At 67.2% G+C, this 21039-nt stretch carries 19 protein-coding genes; 11 read left to right on the top strand and 8 right to left on the bottom strand.

Going from position 1 to position 21039, the window contains the following annotated elements:
- Window positions 1-29: 29 nt before the first annotated feature.
- The 7 genes from AC07UK_RS12960 to AC07UK_RS12930 all read left to right on the top strand — a co-directional run bounded on the left by AC07UK_RS12960 (window position 30) and on the right by AC07UK_RS12930 (window position 7545).
- On the top strand, window positions 30-1028 hold the full coding sequence (locus tag AC07UK_RS12960; protein WP_494686393.1) for a GlxA family transcriptional regulator: 999 nt from the start codon (window positions 30-32) through the stop codon (window positions 1026-1028).
- Window positions 1029-1065: 37 nt separating this feature from the next.
- On the top strand, window positions 1066-2223 hold the full coding sequence (gene gcvT, locus AC07UK_RS12955; RefSeq protein WP_494686394.1) for a glycine cleavage system aminomethyltransferase GcvT: 1158 nt from the start codon (window positions 1066-1068) through the stop codon (window positions 2221-2223).
- Window positions 2216-3106 (top strand): HpcH/HpaI aldolase/citrate lyase family protein, encoded by an 891-nt coding sequence (locus AC07UK_RS12950; RefSeq protein WP_494686395.1) that lies wholly within the window; start codon window positions 2216-2218, stop codon window positions 3104-3106. Before gcvT ends, AC07UK_RS12950 begins: the two co-directional genes overlap by 8 nt.
- A 113-nt stretch (window positions 3107-3219) precedes the next feature.
- The gene (locus tag AC07UK_RS12945; RefSeq protein WP_494686396.1) at window positions 3220-4368 is read left to right on the top strand and encodes a branched-chain amino acid ABC transporter substrate-binding protein; all 1149 of its coding nucleotides are present in this window, start codon (window positions 3220-3222) and stop codon (window positions 4366-4368) included.
- 327 nt (window positions 4369-4695) lie between these two features.
- Window positions 4696-5628 (top strand): IclR family transcriptional regulator, encoded by a 933-nt coding sequence (locus tag AC07UK_RS12940; protein ID WP_494686397.1) that lies wholly within the window; start codon window positions 4696-4698, stop codon window positions 5626-5628.
- Window positions 5629-5661: 33 nt separating this feature from the next.
- Entirely contained in the window at window positions 5662-6474 is an 813-nt protein-coding gene (locus tag AC07UK_RS12935; RefSeq protein WP_494686398.1) for an SDR family oxidoreductase, read from the top strand.
- Between the two features lie 96 nt (window positions 6475-6570).
- On the top strand, window positions 6571-7545 hold the full coding sequence (locus AC07UK_RS12930) for a Bug family tripartite tricarboxylate transporter substrate binding protein (RefSeq protein WP_436224994.1): 975 nt from the start codon (window positions 6571-6573) through the stop codon (window positions 7543-7545).
- 108 nt (window positions 7546-7653) lie between these two features.
- Here AC07UK_RS12930 and AC07UK_RS12925 read toward each other — a convergent pair whose 3' ends face one another.
- The 3 genes from AC07UK_RS12925 to AC07UK_RS12915 all read right to left on the bottom strand — a co-directional run bounded on the left by AC07UK_RS12925 (window position 7654) and on the right by AC07UK_RS12915 (window position 13290).
- Window positions 7654-9045, bottom strand: coding sequence for an MFS transporter (locus AC07UK_RS12925; RefSeq protein WP_494686399.1), 1392 nt, complete (start codon window positions 9043-9045; stop codon window positions 7654-7656).
- Window positions 9046-9187: 142 nt separating this feature from the next.
- The gene (locus AC07UK_RS12920) at window positions 9188-12625 is read right to left on the bottom strand and encodes a hybrid sensor histidine kinase/response regulator (protein WP_494686400.1); all 3438 of its coding nucleotides are present in this window, start codon (window positions 12623-12625) and stop codon (window positions 9188-9190) included.
- A gap of 17 nt (window positions 12626-12642) precedes the next feature.
- Complete coding sequence (locus tag AC07UK_RS12915) at window positions 12643-13290, bottom strand: response regulator (protein WP_436224997.1); 648 nt, start codon at window positions 13288-13290, stop codon at window positions 12643-12645.
- A 468-nt stretch (window positions 13291-13758) separates the two neighbouring features.
- Between AC07UK_RS12915 and AC07UK_RS12910 the strand changes: the two genes are divergently transcribed.
- Together AC07UK_RS12910 and AC07UK_RS12905 are read left to right on the top strand one after the other, a co-directional pair.
- Window positions 13759-13923, top strand: a complete 165-nt coding sequence (locus AC07UK_RS12910; RefSeq protein ID WP_010812787.1) for an FmdB family zinc ribbon protein — start codon at window positions 13759-13761, stop codon at window positions 13921-13923.
- 183 nt (window positions 13924-14106) lie between these two features.
- A complete protein-coding gene (locus AC07UK_RS12905) occupies window positions 14107-14361 on the top strand; it encodes a hypothetical protein (RefSeq protein WP_013953573.1) in 255 nt (84 codons plus the stop codon).
- A 41-nt stretch (window positions 14362-14402) separates the two neighbouring features.
- Here AC07UK_RS12905 and AC07UK_RS12900 read toward each other — a convergent pair whose 3' ends face one another.
- Together AC07UK_RS12900 and folE are read right to left on the bottom strand one after the other, a co-directional pair.
- On the bottom strand, window positions 14403-14846 hold the full coding sequence (locus tag AC07UK_RS12900; protein ID WP_013953572.1) for a BLUF domain-containing protein: 444 nt from the start codon (window positions 14844-14846) through the stop codon (window positions 14403-14405).
- Window positions 14847-14888: 42 nt separating this feature from the next.
- Complete coding sequence (gene folE, locus AC07UK_RS12895) at window positions 14889-15638, bottom strand: GTP cyclohydrolase I (RefSeq protein WP_436224998.1); 750 nt, start codon at window positions 15636-15638, stop codon at window positions 14889-14891.
- A gap of 298 nt (window positions 15639-15936) precedes the next feature.
- Between folE and AC07UK_RS12890 the strand changes: the two genes are divergently transcribed.
- Window positions 15937-16128: an arsenite efflux pump ArsB gene (locus tag AC07UK_RS12890; protein ID WP_436224999.1), complete on the top strand. Its 192-nt coding sequence runs from the start codon at window positions 15937-15939 to the stop codon at window positions 16126-16128.
- 8 nt (window positions 16129-16136) lie between these two features.
- On the opposite strand, the gene AC07UK_RS12885 is transcribed toward AC07UK_RS12890, so the two are convergent.
- The 3 genes from AC07UK_RS12885 to AC07UK_RS12875 are packed head-to-tail and all read right to left on the bottom strand — an operon-like array spanning window position 16137 to window position 20485.
- The gene (locus tag AC07UK_RS12885) at window positions 16137-17390 is read right to left on the bottom strand and encodes an arsenic transporter (RefSeq protein ID WP_436225000.1); all 1254 of its coding nucleotides are present in this window, start codon (window positions 17388-17390) and stop codon (window positions 16137-16139) included.
- Window positions 17391-17419: 29 nt separating this feature from the next.
- A complete protein-coding gene (locus AC07UK_RS12880; RefSeq protein ID WP_494686401.1) occupies window positions 17420-19528 on the bottom strand; it encodes a penicillin-binding protein 1A in 2109 nt (702 codons plus the stop codon).
- 30 nt (window positions 19529-19558) lie between these two features.
- Window positions 19559-20485: an alpha/beta hydrolase gene (locus tag AC07UK_RS12875; protein ID WP_013953566.1), complete on the bottom strand. Its 927-nt coding sequence runs from the start codon at window positions 20483-20485 to the stop codon at window positions 19559-19561.
- A gap of 190 nt (window positions 20486-20675) precedes the next feature.
- On the opposite strand from AC07UK_RS12875, the gene AC07UK_RS12870 reads away from it, so the two are divergent.
- Window positions 20676-20918 (top strand): hypothetical protein, encoded by a 243-nt coding sequence (locus AC07UK_RS12870; RefSeq protein WP_010812795.1) that lies wholly within the window; start codon window positions 20676-20678, stop codon window positions 20916-20918.
- The last annotated feature ends 121 nt before the right edge of the window (window positions 20919-21039 follow it).

Here is a 21039-nt window from a genome sequence, read left to right as displayed (position 1 = left end):
CGGGGTCATCCGTTCGCCAGGAGAGCCATGTGAGGTCCGTTGCCGCCGTACCAGCTGACAGCGCTTCACCTTCAATGTCGTCCCTCGCGCATTTCGGCTTCCTGGCGCTGCCTGAATTCTCGATGATCGCGTTCTCGAGCGCGGTGGAAGTGCTGCGCATGGCGAACTATGTCGGGCGCGCCGAGCATTACACGTGGTCGGTCTATTCGCCAGACGGCGCGCCGGTGCACGCGAGCAACGGCATCGTGGTACGGCCGACGCGCGCATTGGATGGGACGAGACTGCCGGACGTGATGATCGTCTGCGGCGGCATTCGCATCCGCGATGTTTTCGACGACGGCACGCGTGCGGTGCTGGGCCGACTCGCCGGGCAGGACATTCCGCTCGGCGGCATCTGCACGGGTGCCTATGCGCTGATGGCGAGCAGGTTGCTCGACGGATACCGCTGCGCCGTGCATTGGGAGAACCGGTCCGCACTGCACGGCGAGTTCCCGCTGGTGCTTTTCGCCGACGAGCTGTTCGTCATCGACCGCGACCGGCTTACCTGCACGGGCGGCACCGCGCCGATCGACATGATGCTGAATCTCGTCGGTCTGCGCTTCGGCCGGCAGCTTGCCACGCAGGTCTCTGAGCAGTTCATTCTCGAGCGGATCCGCAGCGCGACCGATCCGCAGCCGATTCCCGTCGATGCGCGGGTTGGGCTCTCGCGCGCGGAGCTGATCGAGGTGGTGCGGCTGATGGAGGCGAATATTGAGGAACCGCTGTCGCTCGATGAACTGGCGCGGCTCGTGCGGCTGTCGCAGCGGCATCTGCAGCGGATGTTCAAGCTCTATCTGAATGTGTCGCCGACCCACTATTACCTTACCCTGCGCCTGAAGCGCGCGCGCGACCTGCTGCGCACGACCAACGCGTCAATCGCCCGTGTGACGACCGTGTGCGGATTCCATTCGCCGTGCCATTTCAGCAAGGCATACCGCGCGCTGTTTGGTCATGCGCCCAGCCACGAACGCCGGCCGCCGGGACGATGACCGGCGGCATGCACCAACTACTGACTTCGACATGCTGATGAGCCAGACGATCTCGCAAACGCTGCGCACTCCACTGTATGAGCGTCACCGTGTCTTCCACGCTCGTATGGCCGATGTTGGTGGCTGGGAGCTGCCGACCGCCTATGGTTCTCAGATCGAAGAGCACCACATCGTACGGGCGGATGCCGGTATGTTCGACCTTTCGCACATGTGCGTGGTTGACATACACGGGACGGATGTTCGCATGCTTCTTGGCAAGCTTCTCGCCAACGACATCGGCAAACTTAAAACGCAAGGCAAGGCACTTTATTCGTGCATGCTTAACAACGAAGACGGTGTGATCGATGACCTCGTTGTTTACTACCTGGACGATGAGTACTTCCGCATCGTCTTGAACGCGCACACCGCAAGCGGCGACATTCGATGGATCCGCTCGCAGATCGTTGCCACGAACAGCTCGGTGACTCTTGTCCCCCGACGCCAGGATCTGGTTACGGGCGATGCAGAGCCGCTGGCAATTATCGCAGTGCAGGGTCCCAATGCTCGGGAAAGGGTGTTTCGAGCGATTCCATCAACGCATACCGCTGAAAAGGTAAGGCCGTTCAATTCCATCACCGTTCACGACGCTGCAGTGGGCGAATTGATGTTGGCGCGAACCGGGAAAACCGGCGAGGATGGTTTCGAATTGATCATGCTGGCAAAGCATGCTGCTCAAGTGTGGGACATGCTGAGGTCGGCTGGCATTCACGCAACAGGCCTGGACGCATGGGAGACCCTTCGGCTCGAGGCGGGCACGCACCTGAACGGGCGGGACATGGATCCACAGACCTCGCCCTTCGATGCGGGTTTAGGCTGGAGTGTCGATCTTGGGTCGGAGCGCGATTTTGTCGGCAAGGCAGCGCTATGCACTCGCCGCCAGACCCGGAAGTTCGTCGGACTCGCCTTTGAGGGCGCCGCGGTAGCCCGCACGCAAAGCCCAGTGACGAATCACCAGGGAGAGGTGATCGGGAAGGTCACCAGCGGTACGTATAGTCCGACACTTCGATTCGCCATCGCTTTGGCGCTGATTTCCCCTGACATCAAGTTCGGCTCGTATGTGAGTGTTGATGTCTACAACAACAGGATCTCTGCGAAAGTAGTCCGTCCGCCTTTCGTACGGGACGGAAGTCCAGTGCAGCAACACGACCATGCATGACAACTTGCCAGAGCGCTTGCGCTCGCTCCTTTTCGTTCCTGCGGACAGTGACCGGAAGCTTGCGGCCTCGCTGAAGTCAACTGCGGATGGCCTGGTGTTCGACCTCGAGGATGCCGTGCCCGAACAAGGAAAGGACGACGCACGGTCCCGGTTGGTCGGCTTCCTCGAACAGCACCGCAGCTCGATGCACTCGGCCTTGCTGGTGCGTGTCAATGGTCTGGCGTCCGGCCATATCCTGCGCGACCTGGCGGCCGTGATCCCGCACCGGCCCAGCGCGATTGTGCTGCCGAAGTGCCGTAGTGTCGATGACGTGCACCGCCTCTGCGACTTCCTCGCGGCTTTTGAATGTGCGCTATTGGACGATGGCTGGAAAGTCTCTATCATCGCGATGGCAACCGAATCGTCCGAAGGTGTGTTCGGACTGTCGTCGTATCGCAATGCGCCCTTGCGCCTGCGTGCGCTGATGTGGGGCGTGGATGACCTTGCGGCCGACCTTGGCGTATTCTCACCGCATATCGGCAAGGAGCTGAGTGCGCCGTTTTCCGTGGCTCGTACCATGTGCCTGATGGCGGCGGCCCAGGCGGGTATCGACGCCATCGATGCTGTCAGCACACGCCTGACCGACCCGGTGCAGATCGGAGAAGAGGCCGCGCAGGCGAAGCGGGACGGATTTTCGGCCAAGGCTGCAGCGCATCCTTCTCATATTGAAGCCATCAATCAGGCGTTCTTGCCGCAGGAAGAGGAGATACGCTGGGCCAGCCAGGTGGTCGAGGCGTTCTCAAGGGTCGGCGCCTCGGGTGTGGCCAGGTTAGGAAATGCAATGATAGATCGGCCCCACCTTCGCCTGGCGCATCGTATCCTGTGTCACATTGAGGAGAACTGAGCTACTGGACAGCATGGGAGGGCGGCTCTTGTCACAAAACTGGATGGGCTCGGTTCGCGCAAGGTTCGCTGTACAAGCGCCTCGCCGATTCACTGGTCGCTGGAGTTGAACAAATGATCAGCGTTGCTCGACGGTTGCTCGTTCCTGGCCTGAGCGCCTTGTTGCTGTGCGTCACTTGCAGCCAGTCTTATGGGCAGCAGGTTGTCAAGATCGGCGTGTCCAGCCCTCTTACCGGAATCAATGCAGCCAATGGCAAGGATATGGAGAGCGGTGTTCGCCTCGCTGTCGAGGAAGCCAATTCGCAGCGCATCAAGCTGGACGGGCAGGACGTCCGTTTCGAGCTCGACTCGGTGGACGACCAAAGTGACCCGCGCATCGGCGTTCAGGTCGCCCAGAAACTTGTCGACGATGGGGTGACCGTAGTTGTCGGGTATTACAACTCAGGCGTCGCCCTTCCGTCCGCGCCAATTTTCGCCAGGGCAGGTGTCCCGCTGATCCATCCGGCGGCGACCAATCCGACCATCACGCATCAAGGCCTGAATACCGTCTTCCGCATCATTGCGACTGATACGCAAAACTCCGGTAACGCAGGGAAGTACGCGGTTAAAGTCATGAAGGCGCAGCGCATTGCCGTGATGGATGACCGAACCGCATTCGGCCAGGGGGCAGTGGACGAGTTCAAGAAAGCCGTCGCTGCTGCCGGCGGCAAAATCGCGATAGCTGAATACACCAACGACAAGGCGGTCGAGTTCAGCGCGCAGCTCACGAACATCAGGGGTGCCAACGCCGACCTCCTGTTCTTCGCCGGCCTGGACAACCAGGCGGCGCTCATCGCGAAGCGGATGAGGGAGCTCGGGATGCGCACCCAGTTCGTCGGGAGCGGGGGTATCGCCGACAGTATCTTTCTAAATGTCGCTGGTCCGGCCGCGGAGGGCGCGATGGCCTGGGAATATGGACGCCCTGTCGAAACGCTGCCGCAAGGCAAGGTCTTCATGCAGAAATTCAAGAAACGCTTCCGCACCGACAGCCTCATCTATGCGCCCTTCGCATACGACGCCGCGTGGGTAGCTATCAACGCGATGAAGCAGGCAAAGTCCGCGAAGCCAGTCGAGTTCATGTCGGCGCTCCAGGCAACGCAATACGAAGGCATCACGGGGAAGATTGCCTTCGATGCGAACGGCGACTTGAAGCAACCGACTTCGACGCTCTATCAGGTCAAAGGTGGCCGCTGGGTTCCGGTAACGACGATTGGGGCCGAATGACGTTGCGACTGAGGCGTCATATTGCCGATACTGTATATATATACAGTATCGGCGGCCAGCCTGGTCCGTAAGAGAGGCAGGGGCATCGTAGTCAAAGTCAAAAGGGCAGCGGCGTGCAATCCTTCTGCTGTTCGAAAGGTTCGATAACCTATTGATTCTATTGGTACATGTCTGCAGCTCTTTGCTCCTGTTGTTGACGGCAAAAGTCGCGCTAGCCTGCTGATTCGTATCCATAAACGCCGTCTCTCGCGCACATGATTTCCCTACATAGCGGCCCCTGCGCAGCCCCGTTGCTGCTATCAATGTTCTCTTCCCGGCCGCCTGCCCATGAAACGCACCACAACCATTCCAACCCCGCCGCCCGATGCCGCACATATTTTGGTGCCGGCCGACGCGCAGGCGGGCCATGCCTGCGCCGACGACCGCAACTTCGTCACGGCGCTGGCACGCGGCATGGAGTTGTTGCGCGCCTTCGGGCCGCAGGACGATTATCTGGGCAACGCCGAGCTGTCGCGGCGCACCGGCATCCCGCGCCCGACCGTGTCGCGGCTCACCTACACGCTGGCCACGCTCGGCTATCTCACCTACATCGAAGCCACTGAGAAGTACCGGTTGGGGCAGGGCGCGATGGCGCTTGGCCATCGCTATATTGGCGGCGCCGGCATCCGCGAGATCGCGCAGCCGCTAATGCAGTCACTGGCGTTTACCACCGATTGCACGGTGGCACTGGCCATGCCGGACCGGCACGCCATGGTCTACCTGGAAAGCTGCCAGCCGCGCGGGGCGCTGGTGATCCGGCTGGCGCCGGGCGCGCGCCTGCCGATGGCCACCTCGGCGATCGGCCGCGCCTGGCTGGCGGGGCTGGACGCCGATCACCGCGAGGCCGCGCTGGCCGAACTGGCGCGCCACTATGGCACGCGCTGGCCCGCCGTGCGCACCGGCATCGACCGTGCGCTGCGCGACCACGCGCGGCGCGGCTTCTGCGTGGCGCATGCCGAATGGGACCGCACCGTCAGCGGCGCCGCGGCGCCGCTGCGGCTGGCGGGCAGCAGCGAGGTGCTGGCGCTGAATATCGGCGGGGCCGCGACACGGCTGTCGCCCGAGATCCTGGAAGGCAACCTGGGCCCGCGCGTGCGCGACCTTGCCGAGACCTTGCAGGCGCGGCTGTGGCAGCCGGGCGGCGCGCGTGCGACCGCCCGCTTTGCCTCGGCGCAGCCTGAGCCCGGCCCATGCACCCGGGCCGACGCGTCCAACGGCTGACGCAAGTATCCGAATTCAACGAGGAGACAACCCATGGAAGTACGCAACAAGACCGTCGTGGTGACTGGCGCGGCCACCGGCATCGGGCGCGCGCTGGCGCTGGCCTTTGCGCAGGCCGGCGCGCGCGGCGTGGCCGTGGCCGACCTGAACGCGGCGGGCGCCGCCGCAGTTGCCGCCGAAGTCCAGGCCGCGGCGCCTGCGTGCGAGGTGTTCGCCCAGCCGGTCGACGTGGCCGATGCCGCCGCGGTGCAGGGCCTGGCCGACGAGGCCACGCGCCGCTTTGGCCAGGTCGATATCTTCTGTTCCAACGCCGGCATCATCCTGCGCAAGGGGTTGGAGGCGAGCGCCGACGACTGGCAGCGCATCTGGGAAATCAACGTGATGGCGCATATCCACGCGGCCAGGGCGGTGCTGCCGCAGATGCTGGAGCGCGGCGACGGGTACTTCATCAATACGGTGTCCGCCGCCGGCCTGCTGTCGCAGATCGGCTCGGCGCCGTATGCGGTGACCAAGCACGCCGCTATCGGCTTCGCCGAGTGGCTGTCGATCACCTACGGCGACCGCGGCATCAAGGTCAGCTGCATCTGCCCGCAGGGCGTGCAGACCAACATGCTGTTCGGCGAGAAGGGCGAGCGCAAGGGCTTCCTGCAGGAAGGTTCGGTCACCGCCGAGCACGTCGCCGCGGTGACGCTGGAAGGCGTGGCCGACGAGCGCTTCCTGATCTTGCCGCACCCGGAGGTGCTTGAGTACTATCGCCGCAAGGGCCAGGACTACGACCGCTGGCTGCGCGGCATGCGCCGCCTGCATGACAAGGTGATGCAGGAGTTCGGCGGCATCGCGGTCTGAAGGCACAAGTAGTCCTGGCAGGTTTCGGCGGCGGCATTGGCCGCCGTCTTCACAATGCGGGCGGCCATGCAGCCGCCGGCAACAGGAGGAGAATCCATGCGTTTCGGTACCGTTGCCGCGGCATTGCTCGCCGCATCCGCCCTGGTGAGCGCGGCCCCCGCGCTGGCACAAGGCTATCCCGCCAAGCCGATCCGGATCGTGGTCGGCTTCCCCAGCGGCGGCGCGCCCGACACGCTGGCGCGCATCGTCTCGGAAAAGATCTCGCCCGCATGGGGCCAGCCGGTGGTGGTGGACAACAAGCCGGGCGCGGGCGGCAATATCGGCGCCGAAGCCGTGGCGCACGCGCCGGCCGACGGCTATACGCTGGCGCTGGGCACGGTCGGCACGCACTCGATCAACGGCGCGCTGTACAGCAAGATGCCGTACGACATGGTCAAGGACTTCGCCCCCGTGATCCTGATCGCCTCGACGCCGAACGTGCTGGTGGTCAATCCCGGCGTGCCGGCAAAGAGCGTGGCCGAGTTGATCGCGCTGGCAAAGTCCAGGCCGGGCACCCTGACCTTCGGCACTCCCGGCGTCGGCACCTCGCCGCACGTGGCCGGGGAAATGTTCAATTCGATGGCCGGGGTCAAGATCACGCACGTCCCCTACAAAGGCCGCGCCATGGCCATCCCCGACCTGCTTGGCGGCCATATCACCATGATGTTCGACAACCTGCCGTCGGCCTTGCCCGTGGTGCGCGAGGGCAAGCTGCGCGCGCTGGGCATTACCAGCGCGAAGCGCTCGGCCTCGGCACCGGATATCCCGACGCTGGCCGAGCAGGGTTTGCCGGGCTTTGAAGCCGATTCATGGTTCGCCGTGTTCGCGCCGGCCAATACGCCGAAGGACGTGGTGGCCAGGCTCAACACCGAACTCAACCGCATCTTCACGCTGCCGGATGTGCAGGCGAAGCTGAAGACGCTGGGGCTGGATCCGATCCTGGGCACGCCGGAGAAACTGGCTTCCTATCAGCGGCAGGAAATCGCGAAGTGGGCGAGGGTGGTGAAGGAGTCGGGGGCAAAGGCGGAGTAAGGGCGGAGTTGGTGTGGGGCTTTCGCATCCCGATGGTGTGCTCCCTCTCCCGCTTGCGGGAGAGGGAGCACACCGTCGGGGTCGAGTCGGTTATCGGTGCGCAAAGACTTACGCGTCCGGTTCCACCGCTCCCCGCGCAGGCTCCGCGCCGCTGGCATCGCGCAACCTGCTCAGGCTGATCAAGGCCCCCAGCGCCGCCACCACTGCCGCCAGATACAGCGCAATGCGCGCCGCGCTGGTCGGCGCCAGGCTGAACAGCAGCGCCACCACCGCGGTACCGGTGGTCTGCCCCAGCAGCCGCGTGGTCGCCTGTGCACCGCTGGCGCCGCCGCTGCGCTCAGGCGGCGTGGCGCCGATCATGGCGCGGTTGTTGGGGGACTGGAAGAAGCCGAAGCCCGTGCCGCACATCGCCATGCGCCAGACGATGTCCAGGCTGCCGGCGTCCGGGCCCAGCGTGGCCAGCCCGACCAGTCCGCACGCCAGCATGGCCAGCCCGATGCCGGCCAGGATGCTGGCCGGATAGCGGTCCGACAGCCGGCCCGACACCGTGGCCATCACGGCCACCATCAGCGGCCAGGGCGTGATCAGCAGGCCGGTTTCCTGCAGGGAGCGGCCGAGCTGGTATTCGAGATAGAACGGCAGCGCGATAAAGGCCAGCATCTGCGTCATGAAGGAGCAGAACGAGGTGCCCACCGCCAGCCTGAAGGCGCGGCTGGCAAACAGATCCACCGGCACCAGCGGCGCGGCGCGGCCGTGCTGGCGCCGCACCAGCAGCCAACCCAGCACCACGGCCACGCCCATGCCCGCAGCGCCTGCGATGCGCCAGCCGGCATGGCCCAGAACATCGACGCTGAGGATGAACATGCCGAACACCAGCGCCGACAGCAGCGCGCTGGGGTAGTCGAACTCGCGCGGCTGCGGCGGCGTCGCCGGCAGCGAAGTGCGGCTCAGCACCAGCGCGACGATGGCCACCGGCACGTTGACCGCGAACAGCCATTGCCAGCTGGCGACTGCCAGGATCAGCGCGCCCAGCGACGGACCCACGGCGATGGTCACGCCGACCACCAGCGCGTTCAGCCCGATGCCGCGGCCCAGGCGCGTGGGCGGGTAGATAAAGCGCACCAGCGCCGTATTGACGCTCATGATGCCGGCGCCGCCGATGCCCTGCAGCACCCGCGCGGCCACCAGCATCGGCAGGTTGACTGCCAGCGCGCACAGCAGCGAGCCCAGCAGGAAGGTGGCCAGCCCCGCCCGGTACACGCGCTTGTAGCCAAGGATGTCCCCCAGCGACGAGAGCGGCAGCAGGCACACGGTCACTGTCAGCTGGTAAGCGTTGACCACCCAGATCGTGCTGGACGGATCGGCGTGCAGCTCGCGCGAGATCGACGGCAGGGCGATGTTGGCGATCGAGCCATCGAGCACGGCCATGATCAGGCCGAAGAAAACAGTGAGGATCGCCCAGGTCCGCTGTGGCTGGGGAAGGCCTTGTTCTGGCTGCATGGGGAGAGACATTGAAGACAATGCCGCGCCAGCATCGGTCAGGCATGGCCAGGACGGCCACGGCGCAGCGTTGCCATTATCGTCCCGCGTGGCGATGCTCGCAAATCCGCTAATTGTGGTAAAGCGCTTCGCGCGGCGCGCACTATCCCGCGGCTGCGGCTACCTGCACGTAGCCGCGCAGCCGCTCATGCAGGGCTTCGGCCGCGGCGGCGGCGGCCGGGGTCCACGCCTGCGCGGCGTCACACAGTGTTTCCAGTGCCAGGCACGCCTCGACGATGGGCTGGCGGCGCACGATCATGAAGGCGCCGGCCACGGCATGGACCCAGTGTCGCAATGCCGACAGGTCCTGCTGTGCAATGATGTGCGCCAGCGCTGGCAAGTCCTGCTGCAGTTGCCGGCGCAGCATGGCTTCATAGCGACGGCGGTCGGCGGCTTCGGCGTGTGAAGCCGCAGCCGTATCGTCATGGGTGGCGGGAGGCGGGGCCGCGGCATGCCTGCGGCCGGGCAGGCCATGCAGGCACGCTTGCAGGTCCTGCAACGACGCCGGCTTGGCGACAAAGCCGGAAAAGCCGCGCAGGCGCCAGTCTGCCGACGGCTCGCCGCACGTGAATGCGCTGAAGGCCAGTACCGGCATGCCGGGATGCCGCGCGCGCACCGCGTGCAGCAGAGCGAGGCCGTCCATGACTGGCATATGGATGTCGGTCAGCACCGCGTCGATGTGCGTGCTCTCCAGCGCCGCCAATGCCTGCCTGCCGTTGACTGCAATGATCGGGTGGCAGCCAAGTGCCTGCAGCTGTTCGGCGACCAGGGTCTGGTTCAGCGGATTGTCCTCGGCGACAAGGATCGTCAGCGGCGCCGCGGCCGGTGCCGCGAGTGCCTGCACCGCCGGCGTGTTACCGTCAGCCGGCGCAAGCGCCGGCGTGGCGCTCTCGGCCGCCTGGGCCACGCAGTCGATCAGCGCGCGGTGGCTGTAGGCCGTGACTTCGAGGATGCCGGGGGCGCACTGGCGTGGCCGATGCGGGCCCTCCGGCGTCACCCACACAAGCGACACCTTTGCCGCATCGCGCAGGCCGGCCAGTGCCGCCAGGGGGTGCTCTTCCGTGGCGACGATGACGCGTGGCAGCTTGACCTGGAAAGACGCCAGCGCGGCCGCCTGCGATGCCAGCACATCGGCACGCCAGCCTGCCGTAGTGAGCCACGCAGCCAGGGCCTCGCCGGTGCGCATGTCCTGGCACAGCACGACCACGTCGCCGCACTGCGCCGCGGCGGCCGGGACAAGCGGCCGCTGCGTGCCAGCGGCCGGCGGCAGCGGCACCGAGACCGTGAATGCGCTGCCCACGTCCGGCACGCTGTCCACGCCGATGCTGCCGCCCATCAGCTCGCACAGCCGGGCGCAGATGGACAAGCCCAGGCCAGTGCCGCCATAGCGGCTGGCGGTCGCGGCATCACCCTGCACGAACGGCTGGAATACGCGCGCCGCCAGCGACGGCGGCATGCCGATTCCGGAATCGCTGACGCGGCAGACCAGCCGCTGCGTGCCGTGGTGGTCCTGGCGCAGCTCGCCGCTTACGGTGATGCGGCCGCTGGCGGTGAACTTGAAGGCGTTGCTCAGCAGGTTGTTGAACACCTGCACCAGGCGCATGCGATCGCCTGTGACCTCCGCATCCAGCGATGGCGACAGCTGCAGGTGAAAGCGGATGGGACGGCCGGCCACCATCGGCGCATGGGTCAGCGCCACGCTCTCCAGCGCCTCGACGGGGCGGAAGGGCGCGTTGACCAGCCTGAGCTTGCCGGCATCGATCTTGGAAAAGTCCAGCACATCGTTGACCATCCGGCGCAGCGCCTCGGCGGCGGTGTCCAGCGCCCTGAGCCGGGGCGCGTGTGCTGCCAGGCCGCTGCCGCGCGCGAGCAGTTCCAGGTTGCCCAGCAATGCGTTCAGCGGCGTACGGATCTCGTGGCTCATCGCGGCGAAGAAGGTCGAGCGTGCGCGCATCATTGCCTCGGTGGCCTGCTGGGCGGAGCGCAGCTGCTCTTGCAGTGCCTGCTGCGCGGTGCAGTCCTGCACGGCGCAGAACAGCACCGCTTCCTCGCGGTAGCGCGCCGGTGCGTAGGTGATTTGCAGGAAGCGCTGTCCGGCGTCGCCGGGGCCGGGTGGCTCATTTGCCGGCGCGCACGGCGGTGCCGCGACGGTAAAGCTGGAAATGGAGGCGTGCCCACTGTCGCCACCGCACGGCTGTCGCTTGAACGCCTCCGCTATTGCATCGGGCAGGCGCCCATGGGGCTGCCACTGCAGCAGCACGCCGGCCAGCGGGTTCGACGTCAGGACGGCGTAGTCGTGCTGGCGCACGATGCACAAGCCGACCGGCGTGGCATTGACCAGCACGTGGTTCATCAGCTCGCTTTCCAGCGCGCGCGAGGCTTCGGCGTGCGTGCGCCGCAGCAGGTGCCGGCTCCAGTAGCGCGCGGCCAGCCCGATGGCGCCGGTCAGCAGCAGCATGGCGCCGGCGATCACGGCCAGCTCCGCTGCCAGCGCCGCACCCAGCATGCGGTACGGCAGGTGGCAGACCAGCCGCCCGAAGCCGGCCGGCAGCGCCTGCACCAGCCGCACACCCGATGGCGTGACATCGAGCGTGCCGTGCGACAGCAGGCGCGCGCCGGCCGCCACATCGTGGACGCTGGCCGATGCTGCCGGCCAGTCGCGTGGCGATACATCGATGATCTCGCCGGCTGGATTGAGCAGCGCCAGCAGCGCCGGATCATCCGCGCGCTGCAATTCGGCGAGGAACGCCTGGAGGGGCACGCAGGTGGCCACCAGCATGGTGGGCGTGTCGCCGGCATAGGCGGCGCCGGCCAGCACCATGACAGGGGCGTCATCCACCGGGTGGCGCAGCGGACCCACCCAGACCTGCTGGTCGCGCGCCGGCACGGTGTGGCCGCTGCGCTCCAGCAGCGCCTGGGTCAGCCATGTGCGCAGCCGCGGGATCAGCGCCGGGTCGAGCGCGAGCGGTGCGCGCGCGCCGGCCTCGGGCTGGCTGATGACCACGGCGCTGTCTTCGTCCAGCGCGACCGCGTAGGCCCCGTGGTCGAGATCGAACGCCTGCTGCGTGGCCACCGCAGCCAGGGCAATCTGCCGCAGCCGCACGAACTGCGCCGGCAGCCCGGCCCCCCAGCCCTGCCGCGTTGCCTCGGTGGCAAGCAGGTGATAGTCCTTGCGCACGGCATCGACGTGGAGACTCGCGGTGCCGGTGCGCCGGAAGGCCCCGAAGGCGGCATCGCGCGACGGCTCCGGTGCGGGCGCATCGAGGTTGTAGCGAATGCTCAGCACGGTGCGCCGCAGGAACGAGGACTCGTTATGCAGCAACTGCGAGACCGAACTGGCGTACCGCGAGACGTCGCTGCGGCGGTAGTCAAGGTGTTGTTCCGTTGCCAGGCCGGCAAGCAGCAAGCCGGAGAACAGCACGATGGCGACCAGCACCGCGATGGTCACCGAATACAGGTGTTGCTGGCGGCGCGCGTTGTGGGCAAGCGCATCGAAGGCGCTGGCCAGGGTCTTACGGGTACGGTCGACGGTTTGCTGCATCGGCGGGTCCGGCCGTGTCAGATCAGGCGGTTTTCATAGGCGTAGCGGATCAGCCCGGTATTGGTCTGCACCCCCAGCTTGCGCATGGCCACGGTCTTCTGGCTGGAGATGGTGCTGACCGAGCGGCCGAGCTTGCCGGCGATGTCCGTCAGCTGCAGGCCTTGCGCATAGAGCCGGATCACTTCCAGTTCGCGCTGCGTCAGTTCGGTGGCCGGTGCGCCGGCCAGCGTGGCGTGTTGCAGGATGGCGTGCACCGCGGGCGAATAGAAGCAGCTGCCGCCGGATGCGATGTGGATGCAGGCGCGCACGACCTCTTCCAGGTGGTCTTCCTTGCTGACAAAGGCGCGCACCCCAAGCTTCATGGCGCGGCGGATGATGGCGGGATTGGACTGGGCGCTGATTACCACCACGCGCGTCAGCGGATGGCGGCGCGCCAGGCGGCCCAGCAGGTTGAAGCCGTCCAGGGAGGTATCGCCATGGCCCATGCAGAAATCGGTGATGGCGATATCGGCGGGATGCTGGTCCAGCGCGCCGAGCAACTCGGTGCCGTTGCGGCATTCGCAGCTGATCTGGACACTGCCGCTGCGCTGCAGGCAGTCGCGCAGGGCGGCCACGACCAGCGGGTGGTCGTCCGCCAGGGCGACACGCAAGACTCCGTCGTACATAGCTATCTCCGGATGGGTGGCAACCGGTCCACGCCGGTTGCACTGGGCGATTGCGTCACCACAAATCCGAAATTCTGGCTATGTTCCGCCACCCCTTGAATCGTAATTCTGCTAGTTCAGGGAACTTGCTTGAGGCGGGCATGGACACGGCCAGTTCGGGAAATGCGTGACCTGCCAATTGAACGGCGCCATGCCGCGATGCTTGACCTGGGTTTGCGCAGCATTGCGGCGCTTGTTCCGCGGCGAGCGCGACCAGCTATTTGCCTCATGTCAATGCGCGGCGGAAGACGCATTCATGCAGTGGCGGCAGGAGCGCGGCGAGAGAAAGTGGATTCGCGGTGACATCGCCGCGTGCGCGCAGTGCGCCGGCTCCGGCAGCGCGAACTTTCACGCATCGGGGCGCGGACCGCTGTCCTAGAATGAAGCTGACACGCGCCCCGCGGCGCGTGCACCGCGTTGGGGAACGCCATGCCCGTCTACCAATACCGCTGCGAGAAGTGCGGCCATATGTTCGAGAAAACCGAGCATCTCGCAGAACACGCCTCTGCCCATCCGAACTGCCCGAACTGCGGCAGCCAGTCCGTCCAGCACGCACCGGCCCCGTTCGTGGCAGTGACCCAGCGCAAGAGCTGAGTCCGCCGAGTCCGAACAACTACCTCCCAGGAGGGTTTGCGGCCCGCCGCCCCGTAGTGCGGCGGGCGCGCGGATGTGCCGCCGGCTGACGGCCGCGGCATGTCTTTTCCAGGCGTGGTGCATGGGCACCACGCGCGTTAGCGCTGCGCGCAAGCGGCGATCTCAACCTTGACGGAGGATGCCATGGCAACGAGACCGTTCACCGAATTTCCCGCCGACGAGCAGCAACAGGTCCTGCAGGTATGCAGGCATGTCGGGCTGGCGGCCGAAATGTTCGAGATTCTCGAGGAAAGCCGCGAGGCCGGGGTGCGGCGCGTCAGCGTGCGCCGGGTGGGCACGGACAAGACCAGTGTCTATGAGGCCGGCCCCGATTCGGTCTGGGTCGAGGAATTCGAGAGTGACCTGGAGTGCGGCCTGTTCGGCCAGGTGACGGCCTAGCCCTGGTGACAGAAGCGCGCCGCTGTCCCTGGCGGCGCGGCTCAGTGCCGTCCGCGTTCGCCGGTGCGCGACACGACTGACGCGCCGGCGATCAGCTCCTTGAGCAATGCCAGCGACGCCGCACCGCAGGTGCGGTACGGGTCCAGTTCGGCCCGCGCCGAGAACTTGAGCAGGGTGGCGGTGTTGATGCGCGCCGCATTGACCTGGCCCATCGCCCAGCCGGCAAAGTCGCGCGTGCAGGTTTCCTCGAAATGCAGCAGGGTCACGTCATGGTGGCGCGGGTCGCGTGCGATCGCCTGGAACAGTTGTGACACGTCCTGGCGGTCGCCTTCCAGCGCCTGCAGGAAGATGCCGTTGCCGTGGCACAGCACCCCGGTGATGCCGTGGCGCGGATTGCGTTCCAGGCTGGCGGCCAGGATGGCGTCGAGCAGGGCGGCGTCGATGGCCTGGCGGGCGCGGCTGGCATAGAGCAGGCGGACTAGCATGGTCGTGGCGCTCGGTTGTGGGTGGGTGGCGGGGCGTGCGGCCTAGCCGCGGTTGTGGTTCAGCAGCGTGAGAAACTCGCGGCGCAGGCTGTCGTCCTTCAGGAACGAGCCGCGCATCACGCTGTTGGTCATCTTGGCATCGGTGTCGCGCACGCCGCGCCAGTGCATGCAGAAGTGCTCGGCCTCCATCACGATGGCCAGGCCGTCGGGATTCATCTTTTCCTGCAGCAGGTCGGCGACCTGTGCCACCGCCTCTTCCTGGATCTGCGGCCGGCACATGATCCATTCGGCCAGCCGCGCGTACTTGGACAGGCCGATCAGGTTGGAATGCTGGTTCGGCATCACCCCTACCCACAGCTTGCCGATGATCGGGCACAGGTGATGCGAGCAGGCACTGCGCACGCGCAGCGGACCGACGATCATCAGTTCATTGAGCTGGCCGATGTTGGGGAACTCGGTCACCGGCGGGGCCTTGGCGTAGCGGCCGGCGAAGATCTCCTTCAGGTACATCTTGGCGACGCGGCGCGCGGTTTCCTGGGTGTTGTGGTCGTTGTCGACGTCGATCACGAGCGCGCGCAGCACGTCTTCCAGGCGCGCCTGCACTTCGGCCTGCAGCTGCTCCATCTCGCCCGGCTCAATGTAGTGCGCAATATTGTCGTTGGCGTGGAAGCGCTCCTGCGCGGCCTCCAGCCGTGCGCGGATGCGGGCCGAGACGCTGTGGGCGTGGGGGTGGCCGGCATCGTCGCCGGCGTTGCTGTCCTTCGCGCGGTGCGCCGCGTCCTTGCTGGTCATGGTTATGCGTGGTGGGATGGATGACTGCGCAGCGGGTGTGCCGGATTCACTATATGGCAGATGCCGTGGCCTCACAACCCGCGCGGGGCATGGCAGGATGCGGCGCGGTGGGCCGATTACGCCACAAGCAGGCGTTGCTCCGTGAATAGTTCATGACATCGCTAAAGCCCGCGCCGCACAACGCCGACAAGCGCACATAATGTCTGCACAACGCAAGTGTCAGGCAGCCCGCCATAAAGCCGCCGGCACCCGGCCGCTGCAGCGCGCGGCCAGACTCTTTGTCGGGAAAAACGTAATCATGCCGATTGCCTTTCCGTGCAGCAGCCTGATGCTGCTCCATGTGGTCACAGTGCCGCTGCCGGCCACGCCGGTGGAAACGGGCGTGGCGGAACACCACGCCAGTGCCGTGCGCCATGGCGCGACCGGCCTGCGCCGGCCCCCGCTGCAGGCCGCCAGCACCCCCGCGGCCAACGACGCCGCCACCAGCTGAGCCAGGTTCTAAAGCAGCAAAAGCGCCAGTGCGGGCAGCATCGCTGCCGGCATCACCACGGCCCCCACGCGCAGGAACTGGCCGGCGCTGACCATATGCCCTTCGCGCCGCAGCGCCGTGAGCCACAGCAACGTGGCCAGCGAGCCGGTGACGGACAGGTTGGGGCCAAGGTCAATGCCGATCAGCACCGCACCGGTCACGGCGTGCGAGGCATGTCCGCCCGCCAGCGCCGAGGCGGCGATCAGGCCTGCCGGCAGGTTGTTGGCGATATTCCCCGCCAGTGCCACCACCGCGCCCACGCCCAGCAGGGCCAGCGCGCCGCCGTCGCGCGACGCCGCTGCGACGGCATCGGCCAGGTGGCCGATCACCACGGTCTGCTCCAGCGCCGCCACCAGCACGAACAGCCCAGCCACCATCGGCAACACCCCCCATGAAACCTCGCGCAGCGCCGGGACCAGCAGCTCGCGCCGGGTGGCGCAGACCAGCAGCAGCGTGGCCACGCCCGCCGCGCAGGTCGGCCAGCCCAGGTCGTTGCCGCGCAGCGAGGCCACCAGCAGGATCAGGCCGGTCAGCACGATACCCAGCGCGGTCAGCCGGGCCTGCGGCGACAGCGGCGGCACCGGCACGTCATGTTCGATGGGCTCGGCCAGCGCCGCGCGCTGCGTCCACCACAGCGCCGCCAGCGTGGCCAGCACCGCGACCAGCGACGGCAGCGCGAAGCTCGCCAGCCAGCCCGCCAGCGGCGGCATGCGTGTGCCGAAGATGACCAGGTTGGCCGGGTTGGAGATCGGCAGCACGAAGCTGGCGGCATTGGCGATGAAGGCGCACGCGTACAGGTAAGGCAGCGGATGCCGGACCCGCGCGGCGCGGGTGGCGGCCAGCACCGCGGGCGTCAGCACCACGGCGGTGGCGTCGTTGGACATGAATGCCGTTACCAGCGTGCCGAAGCCGTACACCAGCAGAAACAGCCGCAGCGCCGAGCCGCGCGCCCGGCGCACGGCGAGCGCGGCGACGTGGTCGAACAGCCCGGTCTTGCGGGCCAGCTCGGAGATCAGCATCATGCCCGCGAGAAACAGGTACACGTCGTAGCCGCGCAGCACCGCCTCCAGCGCGTCGGGCAGCGCCATCAGGCCGGTGACGCACAGCAGCAGGGCGCCGGCGGCGGCCCAGAAGGCTTCGGGCAGGCGGAACGGGCGGAACAGGACGCCGGCCGTGGTCAGCGCGGCGACCGACCAGATCAGCAGAGGGGCATGGCTGGACATCGGGATCGGGACAGTGGAAACCCCGAAGTCTACAGGCTGGCGTCTGCGGGGACGGCCGGCGTGGTAGCGCCGGGCGCCGGCAGGCCAATTGCCTCGCTGGTGACGGGCGTCGGTGCGGAGCCAGCCGGTGCCGCGGCCGCGGGCCCGCCGAGGTTGCTGGCGACCGGATCGACGGCCGGCGCCGCCGCGGGTGCCGGTGGCGGGAAGCCGATGGCAGCGATGCCGTGGCTGCCATCGGCATACTCGGTGTACATCCAGTCGTCGCTCACGCGCACCACGCCGGCGGGCGCTTCGGCTGCAGGCACGGGCACGCCCGCAAGGCGGCCCTCCATATAGGCTGCCCACACCGGCAGCGCGGTGGTGGCGCCGAATTCATGCTCGCCCAGGCTGCGGTTGTCGTCGTAGCCCATCCACGCCACCGTGACGACGCCGCCGGCGTAGCCCGCGAACCAGCCGTCAACCGAATCGTTGGTGGTGCCGGTCTTGCCGGCCACGTCGTCGCGGCGCAGGTAGCGGCGCACGCCGGCGCCGGTGCCGTCGTCGACCACGCTGCGCAGCAGGCTGTCCATGACGAAGGCGTTGCGGGCGCTGATCACGCGCGGCGCCGGGCTGTCCGTGGCGTTGCCGGGCTCGGCAGAGAACAGCAGCTTGCCTTCGCTGTCGGTGATGCGCGCGATCAGGTAGGGCTCGATGCGGTGGCCGCCGTTGGCAAAGACGCCGTAGGCCGCGGCCAGGCGCAGCGGCGAAGTGGTGCCGGTGCCCAGTGCCAGCGGCAGGTAGCGCGGCAGCCGTCTGGGCGCGAAGCCGAAGCGGCTGGCGAACTCCACCGCGTACGGGATGCCGATCGCCTGCAGCGTGCGGATCGCCGGCAGGTTGCGCGATTCGGCCAGCGCCTGGCGCACGGTGATGGGGCCGACAAAGCGCCCGTCGTCATTGGTCGGCTGCCAGCGCGAACCATTGGGCAGCGGCGCGTCGTTGATCAGCGTGCGGGGCGACACGCCGCGCTCCAGCGCCGCCGCATAGACGAAGGGCTTGAAGGTCGAGCCCGGCTGGCGCTGCGCCTGGGTGGCATGGTTGAAGCGGCTGGTGGCAAAGTCGGCGCCGCCCACCATCGCCTCGATCGCGCCGGTGGCGCCGTCCAGCGATACCAGCGCGGCCTGCGGTCCTTGCGACAGGTCCTTGACGAACTTGCGGTGGCGCCGCGCGTAGCCTTCCAGCCCGCCGTGCACCGCATCGTAAGCCAGCGTCTGGCGCACCGACGACACCGTGGTGTAGACGTTCAGGCCGCGCGTGTAGGCCTCGTCGCCAAAGCGCTCGCGCGCCAGCTGGCGCGCGAGTTCGGCCACGTATTCGGCATGCCCGGCAAAGCTGCCGGGGCTGTCGTCGGAGATTGCCAGGCGCGCGGCGCGGGCCTCGCGGTAGTCGTCCTGGCTGATCATGCCCAGCGCCAGCATGCGGCCCAGCACATATTCCTGGCGCCGCTTGGCGCGCGGGAAGTTGACCACCGGGTTGATGGACGAGGGAGCCTTGGGCAGCCCCGCCAGCATCGCCGTCTCGGCCAGCGACAATGACGCCAGCGGCTTGCCGAAGTACGCATGCGCGGCGCTGCCGAAGCCGTAGGCATGCTCGCCCAGGTAGACCTGGTTCATGTACAGCTCAAGGATGCGGTCCTTGGGCAGGGTCTGGTCGATGCGCCAGGCCAGCAGCATTTCATACCACTTGCGCGCCAGCGTCTTTTCGCGCGACAGGTAGAAATTGCGCGCCACCTGCATGGTGATGGTGGAGGCGCCCTGCGCATAGCCCTGGCCCAGGTTGGCCAGCGCGGCGCGCAGCACGCCGGGGAAGTCGACACCCTCGTGCTGGTAGAACTGGTCGTCCTCGGCTGCCAGCAGCGCCTGGACCATGCGCGACGGCATCTGCCCGAAGGGGATGAACTCGCGGTGCTCGCTGCCGAACTCGCCGATCTGCACGTTGTCGCTGGTGTAGATCCGCAGGGGCACGTCGGGCCGGTAGTCGCGCAGGGCGTCGACTGGGGGAAGCTGCCGCAGGCTTACCACCGCGGCAAAGCCGGCAAGCAAGGCACCGGCTGCAGCCAGCGCCAGTACGGCGCCGCCTGCCTTGACTGCGATTTTTTTCATGCGCGCATTTTACCCGCTGGCTGACTGGTGCTAGCGCCTGGCCGCCAGCGGCAACGGATTGCCGAGCTCGTCATGGTCGACGGGCGGCGTGCCGGCGGCGGCCGGCGGGGCGGGCCGGGCGGGCTGTGCCGTAGCCACGCGCAGCCTGGCCTGGCTGTGATGCCGGGCAAATTCGCACAGCGCCAGCCAGGTTTCCTCGCGTTCGATGATGGTGAAGTGATCCGTGGCTGGCACGGTCTGCAGCGCCACCGGGCCGGGCCAGGCGGCCATGAGCCGTTCAGAGCATTCATGGGGCACGACTTCATCGGTCTCGGCCAGCAGCACCTTGGTGCTCTGCACGACCTTCTTGCAGTGCGAGATCGAATCGAAATGGTGGCGCATCAGCTGGCGCAGCGGCACCAGCGGGAAGCGCTTGCGCACCAGTTCAAGCAGCGAGTCGTAGGGCGTGATCAGCTGCAGGCTCTCGAAGTCCTGCAGGTCCGCCAGCTGGATCGCGACGCCGGTGCCCAGGCTGCGCCCCACCACATGCACGCGGGTGTCGGGGAAGACACGCCGCGCATGCAGCAGGAACTGGCTGGCGTCGGCCACTGCGGCACCCTCGGACGGGAGGCCGTCGGAGTGTCCCAGGCCGCGGTAGTCGTAGGTGGCGAAGGCCATGCCGGCGGGCAGCCAGCGCGCGTACTGCAGCGTTTCGAGCACATCCTCGCCACGCCCGGGCAGGTAGAACAGCAGGTCGCGCACGTTGTCGCCGGGGGTATGGTAGATGTAGCCGCGCACCACGCCGCCGGGGATCAGGTGCGAGTAGCCAATGATGCCGTCGGGCAGGTCGCGCGGCGGGCGCCGGCGCGCATCGAACAGCAGCCGCTCCTGGTTGAGCGTCAGGTAGGTCCAGTAGCAGGCGAAGCCGCTGGCAGTCATCAGCGCGGCTGCCAGCGTACGGCGGGTGATCAATGGCATGGCTAGTCTTCAGTGTCGCTGCCAGGCGAGGCGCACCAGCGCCGGCCTTGCCGCCCAGCCGCGCAGCCTACCTCATTTTTGTCAGGCGCGAGCGCGCAGCGCAAGCCGGCCGGCGCAGTTCTTGTACGATATACCTCATTCACGCGCGCGCGCCCCCTCCCGAGACGACGCGCATACGGAGCAAACAGGCATGAGCGAGCAGAAACACGAGCAATACCGCGCCGAAGAGGCGCAGGCGATGGAACGCGTGGTCGCGGCCACGCGGCAGGTGCAGGTAGCCTTCACCGCCTTGCAGGCCCACTATCCGCCGCAGGGCAGCGGCAAGCCATCCAAGCTTGCGCTGCAGACGTTCGATGCGGCGCTGCAGGCGCTGGAAGATGCCCAGGCCACCTTCGACGAGATCCTGAACGACCTGCTCGACGAAAAACGCTGACCCCGGCCCGGCATGGCGCGGGGGCAATACATGGCCGGGAGCCTGTGATAAGGTTGCCGGACTACAGCCGCCCGGCCTGCCGCCGCACCTGAACTGCACGGCACGCGCCACGGGACGGCAG

The sequence above is a fragment of the Cupriavidus sp. GW821-FHT07C08 genome (assembly GCF_059419025.1).
The sequence above is the reverse complement of the archived record's forward strand: the minus strand, read 5'-3'. Positions and strand labels throughout refer to the sequence as shown.

Bases quoted from the DNA above. Each gene is read 5' to 3' on its own strand.
- AC07UK_RS12930 (WP_436224994.1), top strand. From the start codon at position 6,571: ATGCGTTTCGGTACCGTTGCCGCGGCATTGCTCGCCGCATCCGCCCTG.
- AC07UK_RS12935 (WP_494686398.1), top strand. From the start codon at position 5,662: ATGGAAGTACGCAACAAGACCGTCGTGGTGACTGGCGCGGCCACCGGC.
- folE (WP_436224998.1), bottom strand. From the start codon at position 15,638: ATGACCAGCAAGGACGCGGCGCACCGCGCGAAGGACAGCAACGCCGGC.
- AC07UK_RS12945 (WP_494686396.1), top strand. From the start codon at position 3,220: ATGATCAGCGTTGCTCGACGGTTGCTCGTTCCTGGCCTGAGCGCCTTG.
- AC07UK_RS12905 (WP_013953573.1), top strand. From the start codon at position 14,107: ATGGCAACGAGACCGTTCACCGAATTTCCCGCCGACGAGCAGCAACAG.
- AC07UK_RS12885 (WP_436225000.1), bottom strand. From the start codon at position 17,390: ATGTCCAGCCATGCCCCTCTGCTGATCTGGTCGGTCGCCGCGCTGACC.
- AC07UK_RS12890 (WP_436224999.1), top strand. From the start codon at position 15,937: ATGCCGATTGCCTTTCCGTGCAGCAGCCTGATGCTGCTCCATGTGGTC.
- AC07UK_RS12925 (WP_494686399.1), bottom strand. From the start codon at position 9,045: ATGCAGCCAGAACAAGGCCTTCCCCAGCCACAGCGGACCTGGGCGATC.
- AC07UK_RS12880 (WP_494686401.1), bottom strand. From the start codon at position 19,528: ATGAAAAAAATCGCAGTCAAGGCAGGCGGCGCCGTACTGGCGCTGGCT.
- AC07UK_RS12910 (WP_010812787.1), top strand. From the start codon at position 13,759: ATGCCCGTCTACCAATACCGCTGCGAGAAGTGCGGCCATATGTTCGAG.
- AC07UK_RS12915 (WP_436224997.1), bottom strand. From the start codon at position 13,290: ATGTACGACGGAGTCTTGCGTGTCGCCCTGGCGGACGACCACCCGCTG.
- AC07UK_RS12940 (WP_494686397.1), top strand. From the start codon at position 4,696: ATGAAACGCACCACAACCATTCCAACCCCGCCGCCCGATGCCGCACAT.
- AC07UK_RS12875 (WP_013953566.1), bottom strand. From the start codon at position 20,485: ATGCCATTGATCACCCGCCGTACGCTGGCAGCCGCGCTGATGACTGCC.
- gcvT (WP_494686394.1), top strand. From the start codon at position 1,066: ATGAGCCAGACGATCTCGCAAACGCTGCGCACTCCACTGTATGAGCGT.
- AC07UK_RS12870 (WP_010812795.1), top strand. From the start codon at position 20,676: ATGAGCGAGCAGAAACACGAGCAATACCGCGCCGAAGAGGCGCAGGCG.
- AC07UK_RS12920 (WP_494686400.1), bottom strand. From the start codon at position 12,625: ATGCAGCAAACCGTCGACCGTACCCGTAAGACCCTGGCCAGCGCCTTC.
- AC07UK_RS12950 (WP_494686395.1), top strand. From the start codon at position 2,216: ATGCATGACAACTTGCCAGAGCGCTTGCGCTCGCTCCTTTTCGTTCCT.
- AC07UK_RS12900 (WP_013953572.1), bottom strand. From the start codon at position 14,846: ATGCTAGTCCGCCTGCTCTATGCCAGCCGCGCCCGCCAGGCCATCGAC.